Here is a 23,238-nt window from a genome sequence, read left to right as displayed (position 1 = left end):
CCCACGAGTTATCCACAGGCAATCGGAACGTGGATGACGTAATCCGGATCTCCCCCCACCGTGATGGTCGGCGGCGGTCGCCGGGCAGGGCCTCATCCCCTTCCTCTCCGGAGGTCTGCCGGGCGACCGTCCGCCGGAACCGTCCGATGTGCGTCCCGGCCGCCCCTGGTGGCCGGCGGCGCAGAGGGGAGAGCACCATGTCGACGCCGATCGCCGACCACCTCACCGCCGAGGGTCCCGCGGCCGCCGGGCCGCTCGTCGTCACCGAGGACGAGGGCCTGGCCGAGCACCTGCTGCGGCTCTGCGCGGCGGCGGGCACCGAGCCGCGACTGATCCGTGGCGCGCCGCCGACGCGCGAGCTGTGGGAGGGCGCCCCGCTGGTGCTGGTCGGGGACGACCAAGCGGAGCGCTGCGCCGGGCTGGGCAGGCGCGGCGGGGTGCTGCTGCTCGGGCTGGACCTGGACGACCCCGGCGTGTGGGTCAGAGCGGTCCAACTCGGCGCCGAGCACGTACTGTTCCTGCCCGACGCCGAGGCCTGGCTGCTCGACCGGATCGCCGACGCGGCCGAGGGCGTCGGCTCCCCGGCGGTCACCGTCGCCGTGCTCGGCGGCCGCGGCGGGGCCGGGGCCTCCACGCTGGCCTGCGCCCTCGCGGTCACGGCTGCGCGCACGGGCCGGCGGACCATACTCATCGACGGCGATCCGCTGGGCGGGGGACTGGACATCCTGCTCGGCGGCGAGACGGCCCGCGGGCTGCGCTGGCCCGACCTGGCCGGCTCACGCGGGCGGGTCAGCGGGGCCGAGCTGGCCCGTGCGCTGCCGGCCCTCAAACGGCTCTCCACGCTGTCCTGCCTGTCCTGGGACCGCGGCGACACCCTGACGGTGCCAGCGGAGGCCATGCGCAGCGTGCTGGCCGCCTCCAGACGGCGCGGCGGGCTGGTGGTGGTCGACGTGCCGCGCCATCTCGACGCGGCCGCCGGGCAGGCGCTGGAACAGTCCGACCTGGCGCTGCTGGTGGTCCCGGCCGAGCTGCGGTCGGTGGCGGCCGCCGACCGGGTCGCGGCGGCGGCCCGGATGCGGCTCGCGGACGTCCGGGCCGTGGTGCGGCCGGTGCGGGCCGGCGGGCTCCCGGCGCACCGGATCGCTCGCGGGCTCCGGCTGGAGCTGGCCGGGGAGTTGGAACCCGAACCGGGCCTGGCCGAGGACGTCGAGAAGGGCGTCCCGCCCGGCATCCGGGAGAGCGGCCCGCTCGCGCGCTTCTGCGCGGCCTTCCTGAACGAGGTGCTGCCGCCGGTGCCGGCGGTCGGAGGAGGTGTGTACTGATGGTCCGTCTGCGCAGAACAGGCCCTCGAGGCGGTGCCCCGAGCCAGGGCGACGGTGCGCGGGAGCACCGGCCACTCAGGAGCGTGCCGCCGCCCGGCGGGCCGCCGCAGGCCGAACACGGGCCCTGTCCGTATGGCCGGACGGCCCGCGAGGAGCGGACGGCGGAGCTGGTGGACGCGGTGCGGCTGCGGCTGGCCGAGTCGGGGGAGGCCCCGACGGCGGGCTCCGTCGCGGCCGTGCTGCGGGCCAACCGGCCCCCGCTCGGCGGGGACGAGGTGCTGGACACCGTGCGCTCGCTGCGCGCCGAACTGGTGGGTGCGGGCCCGCTGGACCGGCTGCTGGCGGCGCCGGAGGTCACCGATGTGCTGGTGAACGGTCCGGACGAGGTGTGGGTCGACCGTGGCGGCGGCCTGCACCGGGCCACCGGGGTCCGGTTCGCCGACGCCGAGGCGGTGCGGCGGCTGGCCCACCGGCTGGCCACCGCGGCCGGGCGGCGTCTGGACGACGCGCGGCCCTGGGTGGACGCCCGCCTGCCGGACGGCACCAGGCTGCACGCGGTGCTGCCGCCGATCGCGGCCGACTGCACGCACATCTCACTGCGGGTCTGCCGGCCTCGGCCGTTCACGCTTGACGAGTTGGTGGCGGGCGGGGCGCTGCCGCCGGATGGTGCCGACCTGTTGGCCGGCATCGTGCGGGCGCGGTTGTCGCTGCTGGTCTCCGGTGGGACGGGCTCGGGCAAGACCACGTTGCTCGCGGCCTTGCTCGGCCTGGTCGGGCCGGAGGAGCGGATCGTCGTCGCCGAGGACTCCGCCGAGCTGAGACCGGCCCACCCGCACGTGGTCCGGTTGCAGAGTCGGCCGCCCAATCAGGAGGGCCTGGGCGAGTTCACCCTGCGGGACCTCGTTCGGCAGGCGCTGCGGATGCGGCCCGACCGATTGGTGATCGGCGAGGTGCGCGGGGCCGAGGTGTCGGATCTGCTGGCTGCGCTCAACACCGGGCACGAGGGCGGCTGCGGGACGGTCCACGCCAACACGGCTGGGGACGTGCCGGTCCGGCTGGAGGCGCTGGGCTCGCTCGCCGGGCTCGACCGGCCGGCGCTGCACAGCCAACTGCGGGCCGCGCTGGACGTGGTGGTGCACCTGGTTCGGGACCCGGGCTCGGGGCGGCGCCGGGTGGCGGAGATCCACACGCTGGCCGGGGACCGCGACGGGCTGGCCGTGACCACTCCGGCGGTGGCCTTCCCGGCGACGGGCGGCCTGGTGCCCGGCGCGGGCTGGGAGCGGCTCGTCGGGCTGCTGGCGGCGCGCGGGGTGGCGCTCGGAGTGCCGTCCGGAGCGGGGCCGTTGTGAGCGCGGCGGCGATGGCGGCGAGGGCGGTAGCCGTGGCGTCGGCCGGCGGCGCGGCGCGGGAGCTGCGCTTGGTGGAGCTCGGGTTCGCGGTGCTGCTGAGCGGGTGTGCGGTGGCCGCGGTGGCGCTGCTCAGGACATGCGGAAGGAAAGGGCGATGACATGGAGGGTGATGATGTGATGCGGGGTCAACTGGCTCTCTGCTGGACGGCGGTGCTGTGCCTGCTGGCCGTCGCCGCGTGGTGGGCCCTGCAGGAGCAGCTGCCGGGTGGGCGGCGCTCCAGGCTGGTGCTGGCGGGCAATGGGCCTCCGGTGCGCGGGCCGGGACCGGAGGTGGCGGGGCGTGTGAGGGCTCGGCTCCCGGACTTGCTGGCGCCCGAACTGCTGCTCCTGCCGATGGGGTTGGTCGCTGGGAAGGCCACCTCCTCGCCGGTGCCGGTGCTCGCGGCCGTGCTGGCCGTCCTGCCGCTGCGAAGGTGGCGGCTGCGGCGGCGCCTGGCGGTGGAGGCCGGGAGGCGGGCCGGGGCCGTGGTGGAGCTCTGTGCCGCGCTGGCGGGGGAGTTGCGCAGCGGCTCGACACCGGAGCAGGCGTTGCACCTGGTCACGGCCCGGCTCGCCGCGGACCGGGAGGGGCTGTGCCGGCTCGGCGAGGAGCCGGCGGCCCGGCTGGCGGCGGGTCGCTACGGCGGGGACGTTCCGGCCGCCTTCCAGCTGCTGGCCGAACTGCCGGGCGGCAGCGGGGCGGCGGCCGTCGCGGCCTGCTGGCGGGTCGCCTCCGACGGCGGGACGGGGCTGGCCGCCGCACTGGACCGGGTCGCGGAGGCGCTGCGCGGTGAGCGGGCGCTGGCGGAGGAGATCGCCGGGGAGCTGGCCGGGCCGCGGACGACGATCGCGGTCCTGGCCGCTCTGCCGGGCGCGGGGCTGCTGCTGGGCGCCGCGCTCGGGGCCCGTCCGCTGGACGTCCTGCTGCACACGTCGGCCGGGCTGGGCTGCCTCGTGGCGGGGGCGGTCCTGGAGGGGCTGGGCGTGCTCTGGACGGCCCGCATCGTCCGGGCTGCGGCCCGGGGAGCGCTGGAGCCGCCTCAGAGGTCCGGCGGCGGGTTCGAGGGAGCCGCTCCCACGCGCCGGGTGGGCGGTGGTCCGCGTCGAGGACTCAGGTGGGTGCGGGCGCGGGCGCTCAGCGGGGGGGTGGGGGCGGGGTGATGCGGGGCGCCGAGTGGGCGGTGGCCGGGCTCCCGGTGGCGGTAACGGTGGCGGCCGCGATGGGGCTGGTGCGGAGAAGGGGCAGGCGGCGGGCGTACGCCTGGGAGCGGGAGCGGGAGGAGGTGCGGAAGCGAACCGGGCCGAGGGCTCCGGACGTGCCGAGGGCTCCGGGCGTCGGGCGCCGGCGGCGCGTGGCGACGGCGGCCGGCGCCGGGCTCGCGGTGGCGGTGTTGCTCGGTGGCCCCGCCGGGGCGGTCATCGGGGTGCTCGCCGCGGTGGGCGTCCACCGGTGGTCGGCCCGGGCGCGGTCGCCGACGGATCGTCGGCTGGCGGCGGAGGAGGAGCTACTCACCAGGCAACTCCCCCTGGGCGCGGAGCTGCTGGCGGCCTGCCTCGGGTCGGCCGCGCTGCCCTCGGCGGCGGTGTCGGCGGTGGGCCGGAGCGTGGGCGCGCCGCTGGGGCCGCGGTTGATGGCGATCGGGGCCGAACTGGCCCTGGGCGCCCCGCCGGAGCTGTGCTGGACCCGGCTGGGCGAACAGCACCCCTCGTTGGCCCCGCTGGCGCGCTGCCTGGTCCGGACGAGCCTCGGTGGGGCTCCCGCGGCCGGACCGCTGATCGGACTGGCCCAGGCGCAGCGGACGGCCGCCGCCCGCGCGGCCCACGCGCGGGTCCGTCGGGCCGCGGTGCTCGCCACCGCGCCGCTGGGGCTCTGCTTCCTCCCCGCCTTCGTCCTGATCGGGGTGGCGCCGGTGGTGATCGGCCTCACCAGCCGTTTCGCCCAGGCGATGTGAATGAACGTCGGCTCCGGATCCGCCGGGGTCGCGGAAGAGATCGGACAGGAGACATCGATGACCGCAGTGATCGCGATCAGGCCCGGCGCCGGGCGCCCGCTCCGGCAATTGCTGGGGGCGTGGCGACGGAAGAGCCGCTGGGCGGCCGGCCGGGCGCGTTGGCTGGCCCGGCGCCGGGGCCGGTCGGACGCCGGGATGACGACGGCCGAGTACGCCGTCGGCACGCTGGGCGCCTGTGCCCTCGCCGCCGGGCTGTACAAGGTGGTGACCAGCGCGACCATCACCGGGGCGCTGACCGAGATGCTGGAACGCGCGCTCCATGCCGCGTAGGGCGGCGTGCGGCGGGGCTCGGCCGTGGCCGCTGCGGCCGAGCCGACGTGGCGACGGCGGCTTCGCGACGGCCGAGACGGCGGTGGCCCTGCCCGCGCTCGTCCTGCTCGCGGCGATGCTGATCTGGGGAGTGCTCGCGGCGGCCGCGCAGATCCACTGCGTGGACGCGGCCCGGATCGGCGCCAGGGCGGCCGCGCGCGGCGAGGCGGACGCCGCCGAACTCGCCCGGGCGGCCGCCCCGCCGGGGGCGGAAGTCCGGCTGGCGGTCGCGGCGGACACGGTGCGGGTCGACGTGGACGCGCCGTGTGCGGCGCCCGGGAGGCTCGGCGGTCTGCTCGCGGTGCGGCTCGGTGCCCGGGCCGTGGCGGCGCGGGAGGACGTGTTGGGCGGTGCCACGGGAGGAGGTGGTGGTGCGTGGCCCTCCTGAGCGTCCCGCGGCGGGCGGTGGAGCGGCTGGCGCGAGCCCGTGCGGCTCGGGCCGCCTCGGCCGGCGGGTACGGGCCGGACGCGGGCTCGGCGACGGTGTGGCTGCTCGCTCTGGCGATGCTGGGCACGGCGGTGTTCGCCGCGACGATCGCGGTCGGCGCGGTGGTCGCCGCCCGGCACCGGGCCGAGTCGGCCGCCGACCTGGCGGCCCTCGCCGCGGCGGACCGGCTGCTGCTGGAGGCGGACGGCGGCTGCGGTCGGGCCGCCGGGATCGCCGCCGCGCAGGGCGCCGCGCTGGTGTCCTGCGCGGTGGACCGGTCAGCGGACGCCGTCGAGGTGGTCGCCGAGGTGCCGGTCGGCGGGCTCCCGGTGCGCCTGCCGGTCGGTCCGGCGCGAGCGAGGGCCCGGGCGGGACCGGTACGGGCTCCGGTCACCGCCGCCGAGGACGGCCTCGGCGAGGCCCCGGGCGGCGCGGCGGCGGCCTCATGAACCGCTCGGTGCCGCGTCTTCCGGGCCCGGCCCGGACTCCGCGTCAGGCGCCCCGTCCAGCAGGACGTCCAGCAGCAGGACGGCGGCCGCCTTGTCCAGCGGGTCGTTCCCGTTGCCGCACTTGGGCGACTGGACGCAGGACGGGCAGCCGCGCTCGCACTCGCAGGAGGCGATCGCCGCCCGGGTGGCGGTCAGCCACTCGACGGCCCGCTGGAAGCCGCGTTCGGCGAAACCGGCCCCGCCCGGGTGGCCGTCGTAGACGAACACGGTGGGCAGCCCGGTGTCCGGGTGCAGCGGGACGGAGACGCCGCCGATGTCCCACCGGTCGCACGTGGCGAACAGCGGCAGCAGGCCGATCGAGGCGTGCTCGGCGGCGTGGGCGGCGCCGGGCAGCTGGTCGAGCGGGAGGTCCGCGTCGAGCAGCTGGTCCTCGGTGACGGACCACCAGACCGCGCGGGTACGCAGGGTGCGGGGCGGGAGGTCGAGCTTGCTCTCGCCCATGATCTCCCCGGTGGAGATCCGCTTCCGGAGGTAGCCGACCACCTGGTTGACCACCTCCACCGAGCCGAAGCTGAGTCGGCCCTCGCCCCAGGGGATGGTGGTGTCGGTGTCGAGGACGGAGATGGAGGTGATGTCGCGGGCGGCCGTGGTGTACGGCGGATCGGCCGGTTCGACCAGGGCGACCGAGTTCTCCAGGTCGAGCTCCCGTACCAGGTAGGTGCGGCCCTGGTGGAGGTGGACGGCTCCGGTGTGGACGGTGGTGTGGGCCGCCGCGGCGTCCACCGTGCCGAGCAGGCGGCCGGTGTCGGCCTCGACGATCTGCACCGGGTTGCCGCCGCTGCCGCGCAGGTCGACGGCGTCGGCGGCGCGCTCCCGGCGGGTCCAGTACCAGGAGCCGTCGGCCCGCCGGCGCAGCAGGCCGCGTCGTTCCAGTACCGGCAGCAGCGGCGCGGTGGAGGGCCCGAACAGCTCCAGGTCCGCGTCGGTCAACGGGAGCTCGGCGGCGGCCGCGCACAGGTGCGGGGCGAGCACGTGGGGGTTGTCGGGGTCGAGCACGGTGGCCTCGACCGGCGCCGCGAACAGCGCCTCCGGGTGGTGCACCAGGTAGGTGTCCAGTGGGTCGTCCCGGGCGATCAGGACGGCCAGCGCGCCCTGGGCCTCGCGACCCGCCCGGCCCGCCTGCTGCCACAGCGAGGCCCGGGTGCCGGGGTAGCCGGCCATCAGGACGGCGTCGAGGCCGGAGATGTCGACGCCGAGTTCGAGAGCGGAGGTGGAGGCGAGTCCGAGCAGCCGCCCGGAGTGCAGGGCGCGCTCCAGGGTCCGGCGTTCGTCGGCGAGGTAGCCGCCGCGGTAGGCGGCCACCCGGTCGGCGAGCGGCTGGCCGAGCTGGTCCTGGGCCTGGAGGGCGACGAGTTCGGCGGCGCGGCGGGAGCGGACGAACACGACGGTCCGGGTCTGCTGTTCGACCAGGTCGGTCAGCAGGTGGGCGGCCTCGGCGGTGGCGGTGCGGCGCACCGGCGCGCCGTGCTCGCCGACGTTCTCGGTCAGCGGCGGCTCCCAGAGGCCGAAGACCATCGGCCCGCGCGGCGAGGCGTCCTCGGTCACGGCCACGGTGGGCAGGCCGGTCAGCCGCCGGGCGGTCGCGGCCGGGTCGGCGGTGGTGGCGGAGGCGAGCAGGAAGGTGGGTGACGAACCGTAGCGGGCGCAGATCCGGCGCAGCCGCCGCAGCACCTGGGCGACGTGCGAGCCGAACACGCCCCGGTAGCTGTGGCACTCGTCGACGACCACGTAGCGCAGCACCTTGAGGAAGGAGGACCAACGGGCGTGCGCGGGCAGGATGCCCCGGTGCAGCATGTCCGGGTTGGTGAGCACGTAGGAGGCGTACTGGCGGACCCACTCGCGCTCCTCGGGCGGGATGTCGCCGTCGTACAGGGCGGCCCGGACCCTCGGCGGGGCGAGTTCGGCGGCGCGCCGACGCTGGTCGGCGGCGAGCGCCTTGGTCGGGGCCAGGTAGAGCGCGGTGGCGCCGCGGCCGTTGCGGGCCTCGGTGCCCTCCAGCAGATCACTGAGCACCGGCGCCAGATAGCCCAGCGACTTGCCCGAGGCGGTGCCTGTGGCGATCACCACAGTCTGGCCGCTTTTGGCCAGGTTCATCGCTTCTGCCTGGTGCGCCCAGGGCCGCTCCACCCCGACGGCACGCGCGGAGGCCACGATCTCCTCCCGGATCGACTCGGGCCACGGCGAATAACGCGCAGGTCGGGCGGGAAGGTGCTCCGTATGGGTGAGCCGGTCGGACCGCCCCCGGCCGGTGGAAAGGGTCGTGAGCAGTGCCTCGGGCAGGCTGTGTCGGGGCGGCATGAGGACCCAGTGTGTCACCGGCGTGACGCAGAATCGTCGTAAGCCATCGTGCGGGCATGGCCGCAGGTGGTTGAATGTGGCCGTGACGGCCGTACGGCCGTGGGTCGCAGCGCTGAGGCTTGCCACGCGTTGGCTTGGCGCGCCCGGGCTCGCGACCATGCGGTGGAGGCCGTCCGGCCGAGGATCGCACATGACGTAGCAAGGCAAGGTGCTGGAGGTTCCGTGGACCTGTCCCTGTCGACCCGTGCAGTCGGCGATCGTACGGTCGTCGAGGTTGGCGGCGAGATCGATGTGTACACCGCCCCGAAGCTGCGGGAGCAGCTGGTCGAGCTCGTCAACGACGGCAAGTACCACCTCGTCGTCGACATGGAAGGCGTTGACTTCCTCGACTCGACCGGTCTGGGTGTGCTGGTCGGCGGTCTGAAGCGGGTGCGCGCCCACGAGGGCTCGCTGCGCCTCGTCTGCAACCAGGAGCGCATCCTCAAGATTTTCCGGATCACCGGCCTGACCAAGGTCTTCCCGATCCACACCTCGGTGGACGACGCGGTCGCCGCGACCGATTGACGCGTTCGGGCCGGTCCCCGCGGCCGGCCCGCCCGTTCCATGCGTCCGGGACGCCGGGGCCCGTGAGGCCCCGGTGCTCCCCGGTCGCTCAGGGGCCGGTTCGGCCGGCCCGTTGGGGCCGCACCTCCGGCCCCCGTCGGAGTACCCCGAGGGGGAGAGATGGCAACCGTCGAACTTCGATTCAGCGCGCTTCCCGAGCATGTGCGGACGGCCCGACTGGTCGCCGCGGCCGTCGCCAGACGGGCCGGGGTCGACGAGTCGGTGCTCGACGAGGTACGACTCGCGGTCGGTGAGGCGTGTTCCCGTGCGGTCGGTCTGCACCAGCGTGGTGGCCTCGGCGGTACGGTCCGGGTCGCGCTGACCGATCAGGAGAAGCGTTTCCTCATCGAGGTCGAGGACGAAGCTGGCCCCGCCGCCGTCCCGGCCGCCGGTGCCGACGAGGGCGGTGACCCGAACGAGGACACCCTGGGCCTCGCCGTGATCACCGGCCTGGTCGAGGACCTGGAGGTCACCGACGGCACCGGTGGCGCCGTGATCCGGATGAGCTGGCCGGTCTCGGTCTCCTCCGTCGCGGTCTGAGGACCCGCGCCGTCCGTACCGGCCCAGGTGCGGGGATCCCGACTTCCGGGATCTGATTTCCGGGATTCCGGCTTCCGGGGGCCAACTCCTGGGATCCCGTTGACAAGTTGTTGATCCTGGCGGTTCGCTGCTTCCGGCACGACCGGGTCCGATCGCCGATCGGACCTGTCGCGGATGAGGAACCACATGCGGATTCGCATCCTGTGGCCAGCCGGTCAGGCCACCGCCATGCTGCGGGCCACGCCCACCGCCGAGGCGCTCCGGGCCGAGCTGCCGATCGTGTCGACGGCCGGCACCTGGGGCGAGGAGGTCTATTTCGGCACGCCCGTCAGCGTGTCGCGTGAGGATGATGCCCGGCAGGTGGTCGAGCCGGGCCCGGTCGCGTTCTGGACGGACGGCGACAGCCTCGCGCTGTCCTGCGGGCCGACGCCGATCTCGTGTGCCGGCGAATGCCGACTGGCCAGCCCCTGCAACGTCCGGGCGATCCGATCCGGGTCGAGCGGGCCTGAGCGGCGGCCCGGGTCGGCCGGGGGCGGCCGGGGCGGCCGACCGGGAGTTGAGCAGCCGGGAGCCAGGGCTCGGGTGACGGCCGTGTAGGTTCGACGACCGAAGACGACCGAAACCGAAAGGCTTCTCCCGGTGAACAAGCGACTGCTGGCCGTACCCGCCCTCGGTGTGCTGCTCGCGTTCGGCGCCGTCGGCTGCGGCGGCGACGACAACAGCAAGCAGCTGGAGTCCTGGGCGTCGAACGTCTGCGGCGCGGCCAAGGACCCGATCGCCCAGGCGCAGGCCGCGCTCGCCGACACCGGCCAGGTGAAGACCGGCGAGTCCCCGGCCGACCTGCAGAAGCGGCTCTCGACGGACATCGGGCGGCTGGCCAAGACCAACCAGGACATCGCGGCCTCCATCGACGCGGCCGGCGCGCCCAAGGTCGCCGACGGCGCGACCCTGCAGAAGGACACCGTCGACGAGCTGAAGAAGGCGTCCGACGGCTACCTGGACGTCCAGAAGAAGCTGGACGCGCTGCCCAACAACGACCAAGCGAAGTTCGCGGACGGGCTGCGCAGCGTCGCCGACCAGGTGCAGCAGCTGGCCTCGCTGTCGACCCAGGCGCAGAGCAAGCTGCAGCGTGGCGAGCTCGGCGCGGCGATGGCCAAGCAGGAGGGCTGCAAGCCCAGCCAGACCACCCCGAACCCGGGTGCGAGCGGCAGTGCCGGCGGCTCCCCGGCCGCCGGGGGTGCGAGCGGGACCCCGAGCGCCGGAGCGTCTGCCACGACCGGCGCCCCCAGCGGTACTCCCACGCCCGGTGCGACGGGCAGCGCGAGCCCGGCGGCCACCCCCTCCGCAGGCACCGCCACCACTCCGGCGTCCACCCCGTCGACCCCGGCCCCCAGCGCGAGCTGATCGAGGGCGGCGACCAGAGGACGGAAGCCGGAGGACGGCGACCAGAGGACGGAAGCCGGAGAACGGGGGCAGAGGACGGGAACCAAGGGGAGCAGTAGCAGCCGGGGTCGCTCGCAGGAGCGGCCCCGGCTGCTGCCTGCGCGGGCCGGTTGCTGCCGGGCGAGGCGGTCTGGTCCGTCTCGGTGGTGCCGGGGTCGACGCGCCGGTCCGAGCGGCGAGGCGCTCCGCCGGAGGCAGGGGCGCGGGCTCGGGCGGTTGAGCCCCGGGCGGGTTCCGGTGGGCGGGCGTCGGCCGCCCTCGGGCGGGCGGGCTGGTGGGGCGGGGGCAGGGTGGAGCGGGGGACAATGGCAGAGTGATCAGTAGCCCCGTTCTCGACCCGACCCGTCTGGCCAAGCTGCGTGAGGCGCTGCTGGCCGCGTCCTTCACCGCCGATGGCTGTCTGGACCTCTTGGGGCCCACCGGCTACGCGGCGTTGGCCCGTAGCGAGGCGGTCCCGGCGCTGCGTGCGACGCGGGGTGGCAGCCCGCTGGAGACTCTGGTGCGGCTGTTCCTGTTGCAACAGCCGGTGCCGTACAAGGCGGCGGCCGCCGCGCTGCCGGTGGAGGACTGCCTGGCGGACGGCTGGCTGCGGTCCGACGGGGATCTGGTGCGTGCCACGGTGGACGTCCGGCCGTACGCCAACGAGGTTGCCGGGCTGCCCAGTTCGGATGCCTGGGTGGTCTCCGACCTGGGCTGCGCGGTGGGCGGCGCGGGCGGCATCGGCTCCGGGGAGACCGCGCACGGGGTGGCCCGCAAGGACCTGGTGCTGGGGGTCGGCGGGGCGTCCACGACGCTGGCCAACATCACCGTGCGCCGCCCCGTCCGGGCCGCGCTGGACCTCGGCTCGGGCTCGGGTGTGCAGGCGCTGCACGCGGCCCGGCACGCCCAGCGGGTGGTCGCCACCGACCTCAACCCGCGCGCGCTGCGGTTCACCGAGCTGACCCTGGCGCTGTCCGGTTTCGACAACACCGAGGCGGCCGCCGGGAGCCTCTTCGAGCCGGTCGGGGAGCGGAAGTTCGACCTGATCGTCTCCAACCCGCCGTTCGTCATCTCGCCGGCCGGCCGGTTCACCTACCGCGACGGCGGCATGGCCGGGGACGACCTGTGCCGCAGCCTGGTGCGCTCGGCCGCCGAGCACCTGGAGCCGGGCGGCTACTGCCAGTTGCTCGCCAACTGGCAGCACGTCAAGGGCGAGGACTGGCACGAGCGGCTGGCCGGCTGGGTGGCGGGCACCGGGCTGGACGCCTGGATCGTCCAGCGGGAGGTCCAGGACGTCGCCCAGTACGCCGAGTTGTGGCTGCGTGACGGCGGCGACCACCGCGGCCCCGGCGGCGACTACCAGGCCCGGTACGGAGAGTGGCTGGACGCCTTCGAGACGGGTCGGGTCGAGGGCATCGGCATGGGCTGGATCACCCTGCGGGCGAGCGGCGCCGAGAGTCCGACCGTCCGGGTGGAGGAGTGGCCGCACCCGGTGGAGCAGCCGCTCGGTCCGCACATCGAGGAGTGGTTCGACCGGCAGGACTTCCTGCGTTCGCGGGACGACGCGGGCCTGCTCGCGGCCCGCTACGTGCTGGCCGACGAGGTGGTCCAGGAGCAGGTCGGCGCGCCGGGGGCGGAGGACCCGGAGCACGTGATCCTGCGTCACAACCGGGGCATGCGGCGGGCCACCAAGGTGGACACCGTGGGCGCCGGCTTCGTCGGGGTCTGCGACGGGTCGCTGTCGGCGGGCGAGATCGTGGACGCCATCGCGCAGCTGCTGGGCGAGGACCGGGTGGTCCTGCGGGACCGGGTGCCGGAGTCGCTGCGGCTGCTGACCGAGCAGGGGTTCATCAACCCCGTTCGGTGATCCCCGTTCGGTGATCCCCGTTCGGTGACCCTCATCCGGTGATCCCCGTTCGGTGACCCCTGTCCGGGGCTCCACCCGATGACCCTCGTCGGGTGGCCCCGGTTCGCTGACCGCCGGTCCGGTGTCCCCGTTCGGTGGAACGCGTCATGGACAGCCCCCGGTTCACCCGCCCGTACCCTCCGGTTCGTCCGGTGGTCCCCGGGTGGACGCGCCCCGTTGGTCCGGCGCTGTGAGGCTCTCCGTCCACAGGCTGTGGACAGAGCTGGGGAGCCGGGGGCCAGGGGTGGACACGACGACGGCGACGGTGGGTGGGCTGGTGCTCGCCCTCTTCGGTGGCGTGCTGCTGCTCTGGTGCGCCGCCGAAGTGCGCCTGCGCCACCGGGTGCGCCGGCTGGGGGTGCCGACGGTCGCCACGGTGGTCGCCGAGGACGACGCGCACGGGCAGCTCGACAGCGCGCCGCTGCTCTCCTTCTCCGTGCTTCCCCCGGTCGACGGGTCCGGCGGTGGCCGGATCTCGGAGCTGGTGCTCACCCGGCCGCGCGGACACACCCCGCTGCGCCGTCCGGAGCGGTTCGGGCCCGGGGCCTCGGTGCGGGTCTGCTACGACCCCGACCGGCCCTGCCTGGCCGTGCTGGCGGCGGGGGAGGTCGGCCGGGCGGTGGCCGCCGACCTGCTGTGGAGCGCCCTGGGCGTGTGCTGTCTGGCGGCGGGCGCCGCTCTGCTGGCAGCGGTCGGCCGCTGAGGTCTCGGCGGTACCGGACGGCCCAGCCGTACTGAGGACCGCAGCCGTGCCGGGAACCTCAGTCACACCACCCGTACCGAACACATCAGACGTATCAACCACATCAGCCGTAACAACCATGCCGGTAATCCCTGGCGCGATCCGGAGAGCACGATCCGGAGAGCGCGGTACCGGAAGCGCGGCGATTTTTCCGTTGACAGATCTTGAAATCCGTCATTCCATCCTCCGGAACCTGCCGAAGCCCCCCTCCACGGGGCGCGAACCTCCGTCATCGGGTTACCGTTCGAGTGGCGTCGGTGAGCCCGGCAAGTGAAAACGCGGGATCCGTCCGTTTGACAAGGGTGGCCGGGGTACGGTCACACTCCGCTGGTGGGGTGTCGTGCAGCGGCAGCCCGGGACGGTGGAGGGGTCGGGCGGAGCGCAGCCCGTGCTGCCAGCGCCGACCAGCCACATAAGGACCGGGAGAGAAGAGCGAAGGTGTCCCCGAGCAGCGAGACCGCGCACGGACAGCGACTCGTCATTGTCGAGTCGCCGGCCAAGGCGAAGACGATCAAGGGCTACCTGGGCCCCGGCTACATCGTCGAGGCGAGCGTTGGGCACATCCGCGACCTCCCCAGCACGGCGGCCGAGGTGCCGGACAAGTACACCGGTGAGGTGCGCCGCCTCGGGGTGGACGTCGACCACGACTTCGCGCCCATCTACGTGGTCAACGCGGACAAGAAGTCCCAGGTCAGCAAGTTGAAGTCGCTGCTCGCGGAGTCCGACGAGCTCTTCCTGGCCACCGATGAGGACCGCGAGGGCGAGGCCATCGCCTGGCACCTCCAGCAGGTGTTGAAGCCCAAGGTGCCGGTGCACCGGATGGTGTTCCACGAGATCACCAAGTCGGCGATCCAGGAGGCCGTGGCCAACCCGCGCGAGCTCAACCAGCGCCTGGTCGACGCCCAGGAGACCCGCCGTATCCTCGACCGGCTGTACGGCTTCGAGGTCTCGCCGGTGCTGTGGAAGAAGGTCATGCCGAAGCTGTCGGCGGGCCGGGTGCAGTCCGTCGCGACCCGTCTGGTGGTCGAGCGCGAGCGTGAGCGGGTGGCCTTCCGCACCGCCTCGTACTGGGACCTGGTCGGCAGCTTCGGCACCGGCCGCACCCCGGTGGACTCCGCCAACCCGGAGACCTTCGGCGCCCGGCTCGCCGCGGTGGACGGCAAGCGGATCGCCAGCGGCCGCGACTTCGGCCCGGACGGCCGGCTGAAGGCCGGCAGCACCAACACCCTGCACCTGGACGAGCAGGCGGCCCGCCAGCTGGCCGCCGCCCTGGCGCAGACCGCGTTCAGCGTCCGCAGCGTCGAGTCCAAGCCCTACCGCCGCTCGCCGTACGCGCCGTTCCGCACCACCACGCTCCAGCAGGAGGCCAGCCGCAAGCTGGGCTTCGGCGCCAAGCGGACCATGCAGGTGGCCCAGAAGCTGTACGAGAACGGCTTCATCACCTATATGCGTACCGACTCCACCACGCTGTCGGACACCGCGGTCGCCGCCGCCCGCGCGCAGGTCACCCAGCTCTACGGCGCCGACTACCTGCCGGACGCCCCGCGCACCTACGCCAGCAAGGTCAAGAACGCCCAGGAGGCGCACGAGGCCGTCCGCCCCTCCGGCGACCGCTTCCGCACCCCGGCCGAGACCGGCCTGACCGGCGACGACTTCAGACTGTACGAGCTGATCTGGATGCGCACCGTCGCCTCCCAGATGAAGGACGCGGTCGGCCAGTCCGTCACCGTCCGGGTCGGCGGCGCCTCCGCCGACGGCCGGGACGTCGAGTTCTCCGCCTCCGGCAAGATCATCACCTTCCACGGCTTCCTCAAGGCCTACGTCGAGGGTGCCGACGACCCGAACGCCGAGCTCGACGACCGCGAGCGCCGTCTGCCGCAGGTCGCCCAGGGCGACCCACTGGCCGCCGAGCGGATCACCCCGGAGGGCCACGCCACCAAGCCGCCGGCCCGCTACACCGAGGCCTCGCTGGTCAAGGAGCTGGAGGACCGGGAGATCGGCCGGCCCTCCACCTACGCGTCGATCATCGACACGATCATCCAGCGCCGGTACGTGTTCAAGAAGGGCACGGCGCTCGTCCCGTCCTTCCTCTCCTTCGCCGTGGTCAACCTGCTGGAGAAGCACTTCGGCCGGCTGGTCGACTACGACTTCACCGCCAAGATGGAGGACGACCTCGACCGGATCGCCGCCGGTGAGGCGCAGTCCGTGCCGTGGCTGAAGCGCTTCTACTTCGGCGAGGGCGAGGGCCACGCCGCGGGCGGCGCCGCCGAGGCCGGCAACGGCGACGGCGATCACCTGGGCGGCTTGAAGGAGCTGGTCACCGACCTCGGCGCGATCGACGCCCGGGAGATCAGCTCGTTCAGGGTCAGCGACGACATCACCCTGCGGGTCGGCCGCTACGGCCCGTACGTCGAGCGCGCCTCCGCCGTCGAGGGCGAGCCCGGCCAGCGCGCCGACATCCCGGACGACCTGCCGCCGGACGAGCTGACCGTCGAGCTGGCCGAGGAGCTGCTGGCCAAGCCCAGCGGCGACTTCGAGCTCGGCCCGGACCCGGTCAGCGGCAACATGCTGGTCGCCAAGGACGGCCGCTACGGCCCGTACGTGACCGAGATCCTGCCCGAGGGCACGCCCAAGACCGGCAAGAACGCGGTCAAGCCGCGCACCGCCTCGCTGTTCAAGTCGATGGCGCTGGACAGCGTCACCCTGGAGGACGCGCTCCGGCTGCTCTCGCTGCCGCGCGTGGTCGGCACCGACGCCGAGGGCGCGGAGATCACCGCGCAGAACGGCCGCTACGGCCCGTACCTCAAGCGCGGCACCGACTCGCGTTCGCTCACCAGCGAGGACCAGATCTTCACGATCACCCTCGACGAGGCGCTGGCGATCTACGCCCAGCCCAAGCAGCGCGGCCGGGCCGCCGCCGCCCCGCCGCTCAAGGAGCTGGGCACCGACCCGGTCAGCGAGCGTCCGGTGGTGGTCAAGGACGGCCGCTTCGGCCCGTACGTGACCGACGGCGAGACCAACGCCACGCTGCGCAAGGACGACGAGGTCGAGACCATCACGCCGGAGCGCGGCTACGAGCTGCTCGCCGAGAAGCGGGCCCGCGGGCCGGTGAAGAAGGCGGCGAAGAAGGCCCCGGCGAAGAAGGCGGCCGCCAAGAAGACCACCGCCACCAAGACGACGGCGACCAAGACCGCCGCCAAGAAGACGGCCGCCAAGAAGACCGCCACCAAGACGGCGACGGCCAAGAAGACGGCCGCCAAGAAGACCGCGGCCGGCAAGACCGCCGCCACCGACGAGGGCTGATCCGACGACAGCCCGCCGAGAGCGGAACCGGGCCCGCGCCTCCACCCCGGGGGGCGCGGGCCCGAGGTCTGTGCAGGGATCGTCACAGGCCGGTGATGACCGGGAACCGGAACCCCGCTCGTCTCAATCGGGCAAAGCCCGGCCCGCTACGCTGGCCGTATGACGAGCGAGGAGCAGCCCACCCCCAGCGCCGCCCCGGCCGCCAGAGCCACCGTGGCCGACCTGTCCGAGGTCGCGCCCGCCGGAACCCCCGTGGACCGGGCCCGGGCGCTGCTGCGGACCCGCCCCTACCGGCGGCTGTGGATCACCCAGCTGCTCGGCGGCACCGCCGACCGGCTCGGGTTGCTGGTGCTGCTGGCGCTCACCGTGATCGCGGCCGCCCAGGGCGGCCAGCTCGGCGACCTGCCGCGCAGCCTCGCGTTCGCCACCGCCGCCGTCCTCGCCCTCCGGGTCGCGGCCACCGGGCTGGTCGGTGTGGCGCTGCTGGAGCCGGTGCACCAGCTGGTCGCCGGGAAGCTCGACCGGCGCTGGACGCTGTTCGGCGCCGACGCGCTGCGTGCCCTGCTGATCGCCCTGGCGCCGTGGTGGACGGTCTGGCTGAGCTCCGGCCCGCGGCCCTCGGGCGCGGCCACCTACGTCCTGCTCGCCACCGTGTTCGTCACCGGCGCGGCCGAACGGGTCCGGGGGATCGCCAAGGCCGCCGCCGTCCCCGGGCTGCTGCCGCCGGCCGACCCCTACGCGCCCGCCGCCGAGCAGCGGCCGGCCGCGGCCAACCTGGACACCGTCCGCGGCATCGACCGCTTCACCGGCTGGGTCACCGTGCCGCTCGCGGCCGTCGGACTGGTCACCTTCACCCTGGTCAACAACATCGGCGCGGCGCTCGGCTCGGACTGGCTGCGCGCCCACCAGCTGACCTTCGCGGCGCTCGGCGCGGCCGGCCTGTTCGCCGCCTCGGCCGTCCGCGGCTACCTCCAGCAGCTGCCCGGCGGCCCGGTGGCCGTCGCCCCGCACTCGCCGCTGACCGGCCTGCGCGCCCCGACCGACGCCACTCCCGGGCCCGCGCTGAGCAAGGGCCGAACCGGCAGCGCCCCGTACTTCACCTTCGCCGTCGCGGCCGGCTTCGCCTCGATGGCGGGCGTCGCCGCGCTGGCGCTGCTCACCGCCGCCGAGCACCGGGCCGGTCCGATCGGCTACGGCCTGATCGTGCTCGCCGCGGCCCTCGCCCCGGCGCTGGGCGCCCGGCTGACCCGGGCCACCCTGCCCTCGCTCTCCCGCCGCCGGCTGCTCGCGCTGGCGCTGCTCACCGAGGGCGTCGCGCTGATCCTGGCCGGGCTGGTGCTGGACTTCGTGCTGGTCCTGCTGCTCACCGCGCTGGCCGGCCTGGCCGCCGGGATCGTGGTCTCGGCCGGGCGCACCCTGCTCGCCCAAGAGGTCGAGGAGGCCCGGCTGCCCAAGGTCACCGAGCACCTGTACGCGGTGCTCCGGGCCGTGGTCGCGGCCGCGCTGGTGGCCGTCCCGCTGATCGCCGCCGCTTACGGGGACGTCGAGTACGGCACCGTCGGGCCCGGCTCCCTCACCTTCATCCACGGTGGCGCGGCCCTCGCCGTCGCCACCTCGGGCCTGCTCACGCTGGTGCTCGCGGCCGTGGTGCTGTTGCGCACCGACGACCGGCGCGGCACCGCCCCGTTCGCCAAGGACCTGGTGGACGCGATGCGCGGCGGCAGCGGCCCGGTGCCGCACCGGGGCGCCGGTACCGGCTTCTTCATCGCCCTGGAGGGCGGCGACGGCGCCGGCAAGTCCACCCAGGCCCAGGCACTCGCCGAGTGGATCCGCGGCAAGGGGCACGAGGTCGTGCTCACCCGCGAGCCCGGTGGCAGCCCGGTCGGGCAGCGGCTGCGCGGCCTGGTCCTGGACGTCGGCAACACCGGCCTGTCGCACCGCGCCGAGGCGCTGATCTACGCCGCCGACCGGGCCGAGCACGTCGAGAACGTCATCCGGCCGGCCCTCGCCCGCGGCGCCGTGGTGATCACCGACCGGTACATGGACTCCTCGATCGCCTACCAGGGCGCCGGGCGCGACCTGGCCGCCACCGAGGTCGCCCGGATCTCCCGCTGGGCCACCGGCGGGCTGCTGCCCGACCTGACCGTGGTGCTGGACGTCGACCCCACCAGGGCCCGGGAGCGCTTCACCGAGGCGCTGGACCGGCTGGAGTCCGAGCCCACCGAGTTCCACCAGCGGGTCCGAGCCGGCTTCCTCGCCCTCGCGGCCGCCGACCCGGCGCGCTACCTGGTCGTGGACGGCAGCCAGGCCCCCGGCTTCGTCACCACCGCCATCCGGCACCGGCTGGACCGCGAGCTGCCGCTCTCCGAGCAGGAGAAGGCCGCCCGCGCCGAGCAGGAGCGGCTGGCGAAGGAGGAGGCCGAGCGGCGCGCCGCCGAGGAGGCCCGCAAGAAGGCCGAGGCGGAGGCCGCCGAGCGCAAGCGCCAGGAGGTGCTGGCGCAGCTGCGGGCCGAGCAGGCCGAGCAGGAGCGGCTGGCCAAGGAGGAGGCCGAGCGGGCCGCAGCCGAGGCGCGGCGCAAGGCCGAGGAGGAGGCCCGCCGCCGGGCGGAGGAGGAAGCGAAGCGCCGGGCGGAGGAGGAGGCCGAGCGGCGCGCCGCCGAGGAGGCCCGGCTGGCCGCGGAGGCCGCCGAGCGCAAGCGGATCGCCGACGAGGCGGCCGCCCAGGCGGAGCTCCAGCGGCAGCGGGAGCTGGCCCGCGAGGAGCAGCGCCGCCGGGCGGAGGAGGCGCTGCAGCGGGCCGAGGAGGCCCGGCTGGCGCAGGCCGCGGCACTCGCGGCGGCCGCTGCCGCCGCCGAGACGGCGGCGGACCGGGCCGAGGGGCGGCCCGAGGGGGGCGCGGCGACCACGCAGCTGCGGGCGGTTCGGGAGACGCCGCAGGGCGGCTCGCGGGACGCCTCGGCGGGGCTCGGCGACGAGGCGACGCGGGAGCTGTCGCTGCGGGACCGGCCGGCGGCCGTCCGGGCTGCCGGTCCGGCCGACGCGGCCGCTGCGGCCGATGCCACCGCCAAGCTGCCGGTGGTGCCGGCCTCGACCGTGGACGAGACCGCGGTGCTGCCGAAGGTTCCGGCGGTGGACGAGACCGCGGTGCTGCCCCGGGTCGAGCCGGGCCGCCGTCCCGGTGAGCCGGTGGACAGCACGCGTGAGCTGCCGGTGGTCGACGGTCGGCAGCCGGGTGCCGAGCCTCAGCCCGGGGTCGACCAGCCCACGGCGGAGCGGCCCCGGCCTGAGTGGGCCGAGCAGACCCCGATGGACGACCTGCCGAGCCTGACCGACACCCTGCTCGGCTCGCGCGACGAGTGGGAGCGCTGGGAGCAGGGCGGTGACGAGGGGCGGCACCCGCGCGACGGCCAGGACCGGAGCGACGGGGGCGAGGACGGCGGCAAGGGCAAGGGTCGGCGCTGGGGCCGTCGGGGCTGAGCCCCTTTCGTACCGTTGACAGGCGGCGCCGTCGGGGCAGTGGTCCCCGGCGGCGCCGCCCGCCGTCGTACCGGCGCGGTCCGTACCCGGGGTGGCCCGGACGGAGCAGTGGCTGTCGGGGCGGAGACGTATGCTCGACGGCGGGGAATCGGCGCCGGGAGCGCCGTCGTACTGAGCTTGGGAGCAGCGGTGGCCGTCTGGGACGACCTGGTGGGCCAGGAGCGGGTGGTCGAGCAGCTGACCGCCGCCGCCCGGGCGGCCGGGGCGGCGGTCGAGGCCGGCCGTGGCGCCGCCCCGGAGCAGGGCGGGAACGCCTCCCTGATGACGCACGCCTGGCTGTTCACCGGCCCGCCCGGGGCCGGGCAGGTCACCGCCGCACGTGCCTTCGCCGCCGCCCTGCAGTGCACCAGCCCCGACCTCGCGCTCGGCGGCACGCCCGGCTGCGGGTTCTGCGACGGCTGCCACACCGTGCTGGCCGGCAGCCACGCCGACGTCAAGTACGTGCGGACCGACGGTCTGTCCATCGGCGTCGGCGACATGCGTGACCTGGTGCTGCGCGCCTCCAGCTACCCGACCGGCGGCCGCTGGTCGGTGATCCTGGTGGACGCCGCGCACCGGCTCACCGAGGCCGCCGCGAACGCGCTGCTCAAGGGCGTGGAGGAGCCCTCCCCGCGCACCGTCTGGCTGCTCTGCGCCCCCTCCGTCCAGGACGTACTGCCGACCATCCGCTCGCGCTGCCGACTGCTCGTGCTGCGCACGCCCTCCGCCGGGGCCGTCGCCGACATGCTGGTCCGCCGGGACGGGGTCGAGCCGGAGGCCGCCCGGCTGGCCGCGCTCGCAGGGCAGGGCGACATCGAGCGCGCGCGCCGCCTCGCCGTGGACGAGCAGGCCCGCACCCGCCGCACCGAGGTGCTGCGGATCCCGCTGGAGGTCTCCGACATCGGCGGCTGCCTGAGCGCCGCCCAGCGCCTGGTCGACACCGCCAAGGCCGACGCCGAGGCGCTCGCCGAGACCCAGGACGCCAAGGAGACCGACGACCTGAAGGCCGCCTACGGCGCCGCCGAGGGCAGCAAGGCGCCGCGTGGCATGGCCGGGGCGGTGAAGGAACTGGAGAAGCGGCAGAAGAGCCGCGCCACCCGCACCCGCCGGGAGACCCTCGGGGTCGCGCTGCTCGATCTGCTCGGCTTCTACCGGGACGTGCTGGCGATCCAGCTCGGCTCCAGCGGCGCGCTCGCCAACGAGGACCAGCGGCAGGCGCTGAACCGGGTCGCCCAGGCCGGGCCGGCCGAGGGCACGCTGCGCCGGATCGAGGCGGTGCTCGCCTGCCGCGAGGCGCTGGACCGCAACGTGGACCCGCTGCTCGCGGTCGAGGCGATGACGGTGGCGCTGCGGGCGGGCTGAGCCCGTTCCGGTCCGGTCCCCCCGGTAGGCCTCCCGGAGTCGGCCCGGCGTCCCACCTTCGAGTGAACGGGCGATACTCGCCGGGCACACCCGCGTGTGACGGTGCGCCCGTTGTGCACGCTGGGGGGCCGACTGCGCCCCGGCCGCACCCGGGCCCCCTCTCCTGTGTCGGGAGGGCCCGCCGCCGGAGTGGTCGCCCCCGTACGGCGCCGGGTCCGGTCCGGCGCCGGCCTTTCTCCGAGGTGGTGCGTTCCGTGGTCCGTCCGCTCCTCGTCATCCCCCTGCTGGCCGCCGTCGTCGGCGGCATCTGGCTGGCGCGCGGCGCGCTCCAGCGCTGGCGTGACCTGCGCGCCGCCAAGGCCTACGAGCTGGAGGGGGACCGGTGGCCGATGCTGCTGCGGGCGGCGGGGGCGATGGTCTGCGGGGTGTGCGTCAGCGCGCTGACGCTGCTCACCGCACTCGGGGCCTTCGGCGGCCTCGGCCGGGGCAGGCCGGAGGCGGACCGGTCGGCGCCCGCCGTGGACGCGGCCGCGGCGGGCGCCTGGGCGGGTTCCGGCGCGGGTGCGGCGGTCCGGCAGCCGGCGGCGCCGCCGACGCTGACCGAGTCGGCCTCGGCCGCTCCGGCTGCGCCCGGCGTCGTCGCTGCCACTGCCACCGCCACCGCCGCTGCCACCGCCACCGCCGCTGCTTCCGCCACCGCCGCTGCTTCCGCTTCCGCTTCCGCTTCCGCGGCGCCCGCCGTGGTCAGTCGCTTCGACAACGTCGGGCACCCGGGCGGCGGCGAGCTGCTGCAGTCCGCGGTGGTCGGCCCTGACGGGAAGCCGCGCAACGTCCGGGTCTGGCTGCCGCCGCAGTACGCCAAGGAGCCGAACGCGCGCTTCCCGGTCGTCGTGATGCACGCCGCCACGCCGCGCAAGACCGCCGACGCCGAGGTTCCGGACGTCTTCGAGGGCATCGGCGAGGCCCTGCAGGGCGGCCGGGCCCATCCGTTCATCCTGGTCGCCCCCGAGGCGCCGAACGGCACCGCACACCCCTGCGAGCTGGTCGCCGCCGCCCCGGCCGCGGTCTCCGACGACGTGGCGCTGCGCACCACCATCGCGACGTCCTTCCGCACCCTGCCGCCCGGCCCGGCCTCCTGGGGCACCCTCGGCGTCGAGGGCGGCGCGCCGTGCGCGGCCGCGGCCGGGCTGGCCCGTCCGGACCTGTACGGCGTGGCCGCGGCGGTCTCCGGCCGGTACGACGCCGCCGCGCTCACCCAGACCGGCGCCGAGGCCCCGGCGGGCAGCGCGGCCAAGCTGCTGCTCGCCGCGGCCAAGGCCGACGCCGCCGGGCTGGACGCGGCCCGCAAGCTTCAGGCCGCGCTCAAGGCCGGCCCCGGCCCGGCGGCCAAGGCCGAGGTGCGGATCTCGGACAACGTGCAGGACTTCAGCCCCGACCGGGAGCGGCTGCGGCTGGTCCGGCAGGCGGCGCAGTTCCTGGCCGAGGCGCTGGTGAAGGCGTCCTGAATGGCGGTTGAGCGGGCGTTACGCTGCCCGGTACCCGGGGCGGGTACCGGGCAGCTGCGTTTCCTCGCTCTCGT

The 23,238-nt window shown here is 75.3% G+C and carries 18 protein-coding genes; 17 read left to right on the top strand and 1 reads right to left on the bottom strand.

Annotated elements, in window-relative coordinates:
- Positions 1-197: 197 nt before the first annotated feature.
- From ssd to ACH4E7_RS09950, 7 genes are all read left to right on the top strand, one after another.
- Positions 198-1,322, top strand: a complete 1,125-nt coding sequence (gene ssd, locus ACH4E7_RS09980; RefSeq protein WP_396248503.1) for a septum site-determining protein Ssd — start codon at positions 198-200, stop codon at positions 1,320-1,322.
- Positions 1,323-1,405: 83 nt separating this feature from the next.
- Positions 1,406-2,671, top strand: coding sequence for a TadA family conjugal transfer-associated ATPase (locus tag ACH4E7_RS09975; protein WP_396248502.1), 1,266 nt, complete (start codon positions 1,406-1,408; stop codon positions 2,669-2,671).
- 159 nt (positions 2,672-2,830) lie between these two features.
- The gene (locus tag ACH4E7_RS09970) at positions 2,831-3,871 is read left to right on the top strand and encodes a type II secretion system F family protein (RefSeq protein WP_396248501.1); all 1,041 of its coding nucleotides are present in this window, start codon (positions 2,831-2,833) and stop codon (positions 3,869-3,871) included.
- Positions 3,871-4,662 (top strand): type II secretion system F family protein, encoded by a 792-nt coding sequence (locus tag ACH4E7_RS09965; RefSeq protein WP_396248500.1) that lies wholly within the window; start codon positions 3,871-3,873, stop codon positions 4,660-4,662. Before ACH4E7_RS09970 ends, ACH4E7_RS09965 begins: the two co-directional genes overlap by 1 nt.
- Positions 4,663-4,719: 57 nt before the next feature.
- Complete coding sequence (locus ACH4E7_RS09960; RefSeq protein ID WP_396248499.1) at positions 4,720-4,992, top strand: DUF4244 domain-containing protein; 273 nt, start codon at positions 4,720-4,722, stop codon at positions 4,990-4,992.
- The gene (locus ACH4E7_RS09955) at positions 4,982-5,419 is read left to right on the top strand and encodes a TadE family type IV pilus minor pilin (protein WP_396248498.1); all 438 of its coding nucleotides are present in this window, start codon (positions 4,982-4,984) and stop codon (positions 5,417-5,419) included. Before ACH4E7_RS09960 ends, ACH4E7_RS09955 begins: the two co-directional genes overlap by 11 nt.
- Complete coding sequence (locus ACH4E7_RS09950; protein WP_396248497.1) at positions 5,407-5,907, top strand: Rv3654c family TadE-like protein; 501 nt, start codon at positions 5,407-5,409, stop codon at positions 5,905-5,907. Before ACH4E7_RS09955 ends, ACH4E7_RS09950 begins: the two co-directional genes overlap by 13 nt.
- Here ACH4E7_RS09950 and ACH4E7_RS09945 read toward each other — a convergent pair.
- Entirely contained in the window at positions 5,902-8,265 is a 2,364-nt protein-coding gene (locus tag ACH4E7_RS09945; protein ID WP_396248496.1) for a DEAD/DEAH box helicase, read from the bottom strand. The two genes, ACH4E7_RS09950 and ACH4E7_RS09945, sit on opposite strands and share 6 nt — an antisense overlap.
- 222 nt (positions 8,266-8,487) lie before the next feature.
- Here ACH4E7_RS09945 and bldG point away from each other — a divergent pair, with 222 nt between their 5' ends.
- The 10 genes from bldG (at position 8,488) to ACH4E7_RS09895 (ending at position 23,164) form a co-directional block, all read left to right on the top strand.
- The gene (gene bldG, locus ACH4E7_RS09940; RefSeq protein ID WP_188305076.1) at positions 8,488-8,829 is read left to right on the top strand and encodes an anti-sigma factor antagonist BldG; all 342 of its coding nucleotides are present in this window, start codon (positions 8,488-8,490) and stop codon (positions 8,827-8,829) included.
- Positions 8,830-8,988: 159 nt separating this feature from the next.
- Positions 8,989-9,408 (top strand): ATP-binding protein, encoded by a 420-nt coding sequence (locus ACH4E7_RS09935; RefSeq protein WP_396248495.1) that lies wholly within the window; start codon positions 8,989-8,991, stop codon positions 9,406-9,408.
- 186 nt (positions 9,409-9,594) lie between these two features.
- Positions 9,595-10,005, top strand: a complete 411-nt coding sequence (locus ACH4E7_RS09930) for a cyclophilin-like fold protein (protein ID WP_396248494.1) — start codon at positions 9,595-9,597, stop codon at positions 10,003-10,005.
- 42 nt (positions 10,006-10,047) lie between these two features.
- The gene (locus ACH4E7_RS09925; RefSeq protein ID WP_396248493.1) at positions 10,048-10,812 is read left to right on the top strand and encodes a hypothetical protein; all 765 of its coding nucleotides are present in this window, start codon (positions 10,048-10,050) and stop codon (positions 10,810-10,812) included.
- Positions 10,813-11,164: 352 nt separating this feature from the next.
- Positions 11,165-12,697 carry a methyltransferase gene (locus tag ACH4E7_RS09920; RefSeq protein ID WP_396248492.1) on the top strand — a complete coding sequence of 511 codons (1,533 nt, stop codon included), beginning with the start codon at positions 11,165-11,167 and terminating at the stop codon, positions 12,695-12,697.
- Positions 12,698-12,980: 283 nt separating this feature from the next.
- A complete protein-coding gene (locus tag ACH4E7_RS09915) occupies positions 12,981-13,439 on the top strand; it encodes a DUF3592 domain-containing protein (RefSeq protein WP_396248491.1) in 459 nt (152 codons plus the stop codon).
- 477 nt (positions 13,440-13,916) lie between these two features.
- Positions 13,917-16,781: a type I DNA topoisomerase gene (topA, locus tag ACH4E7_RS09910; protein WP_396248490.1), complete on the top strand. Its 2,865-nt coding sequence runs from the start codon at positions 13,917-13,919 to the stop codon at positions 16,779-16,781.
- A 159-nt stretch (positions 16,782-16,940) separates the two neighbouring features.
- The gene (gene tmk / locus ACH4E7_RS09905) at positions 16,941-20,258 is read left to right on the top strand and encodes a dTMP kinase (RefSeq protein WP_396248489.1); all 3,318 of its coding nucleotides are present in this window, start codon (positions 16,941-16,943) and stop codon (positions 20,256-20,258) included.
- 189 nt (positions 20,259-20,447) lie between these two features.
- Positions 20,448-21,659: a DNA polymerase III subunit delta' gene (locus ACH4E7_RS09900; RefSeq protein WP_396248488.1), complete on the top strand. Its 1,212-nt coding sequence runs from the start codon at positions 20,448-20,450 to the stop codon at positions 21,657-21,659.
- 254 nt (positions 21,660-21,913) lie between these two features.
- Positions 21,914-23,164, top strand: a complete 1,251-nt coding sequence (locus ACH4E7_RS09895; protein WP_396248487.1) for a hypothetical protein — start codon at positions 21,914-21,916, stop codon at positions 23,162-23,164.
- Positions 23,165-23,238: the final 74 nt, after the last annotated feature.

Origin of the sequence: Kitasatospora sp. NPDC018058 (genome assembly GCF_044327205.1) — a bacterium.
Lineage (GTDB): Bacteria > Actinomycetota > Actinomycetes > Streptomycetales > Streptomycetaceae > Kitasatospora.
This window is presented reverse-complemented; position numbering and strand designations above follow the sequence as displayed.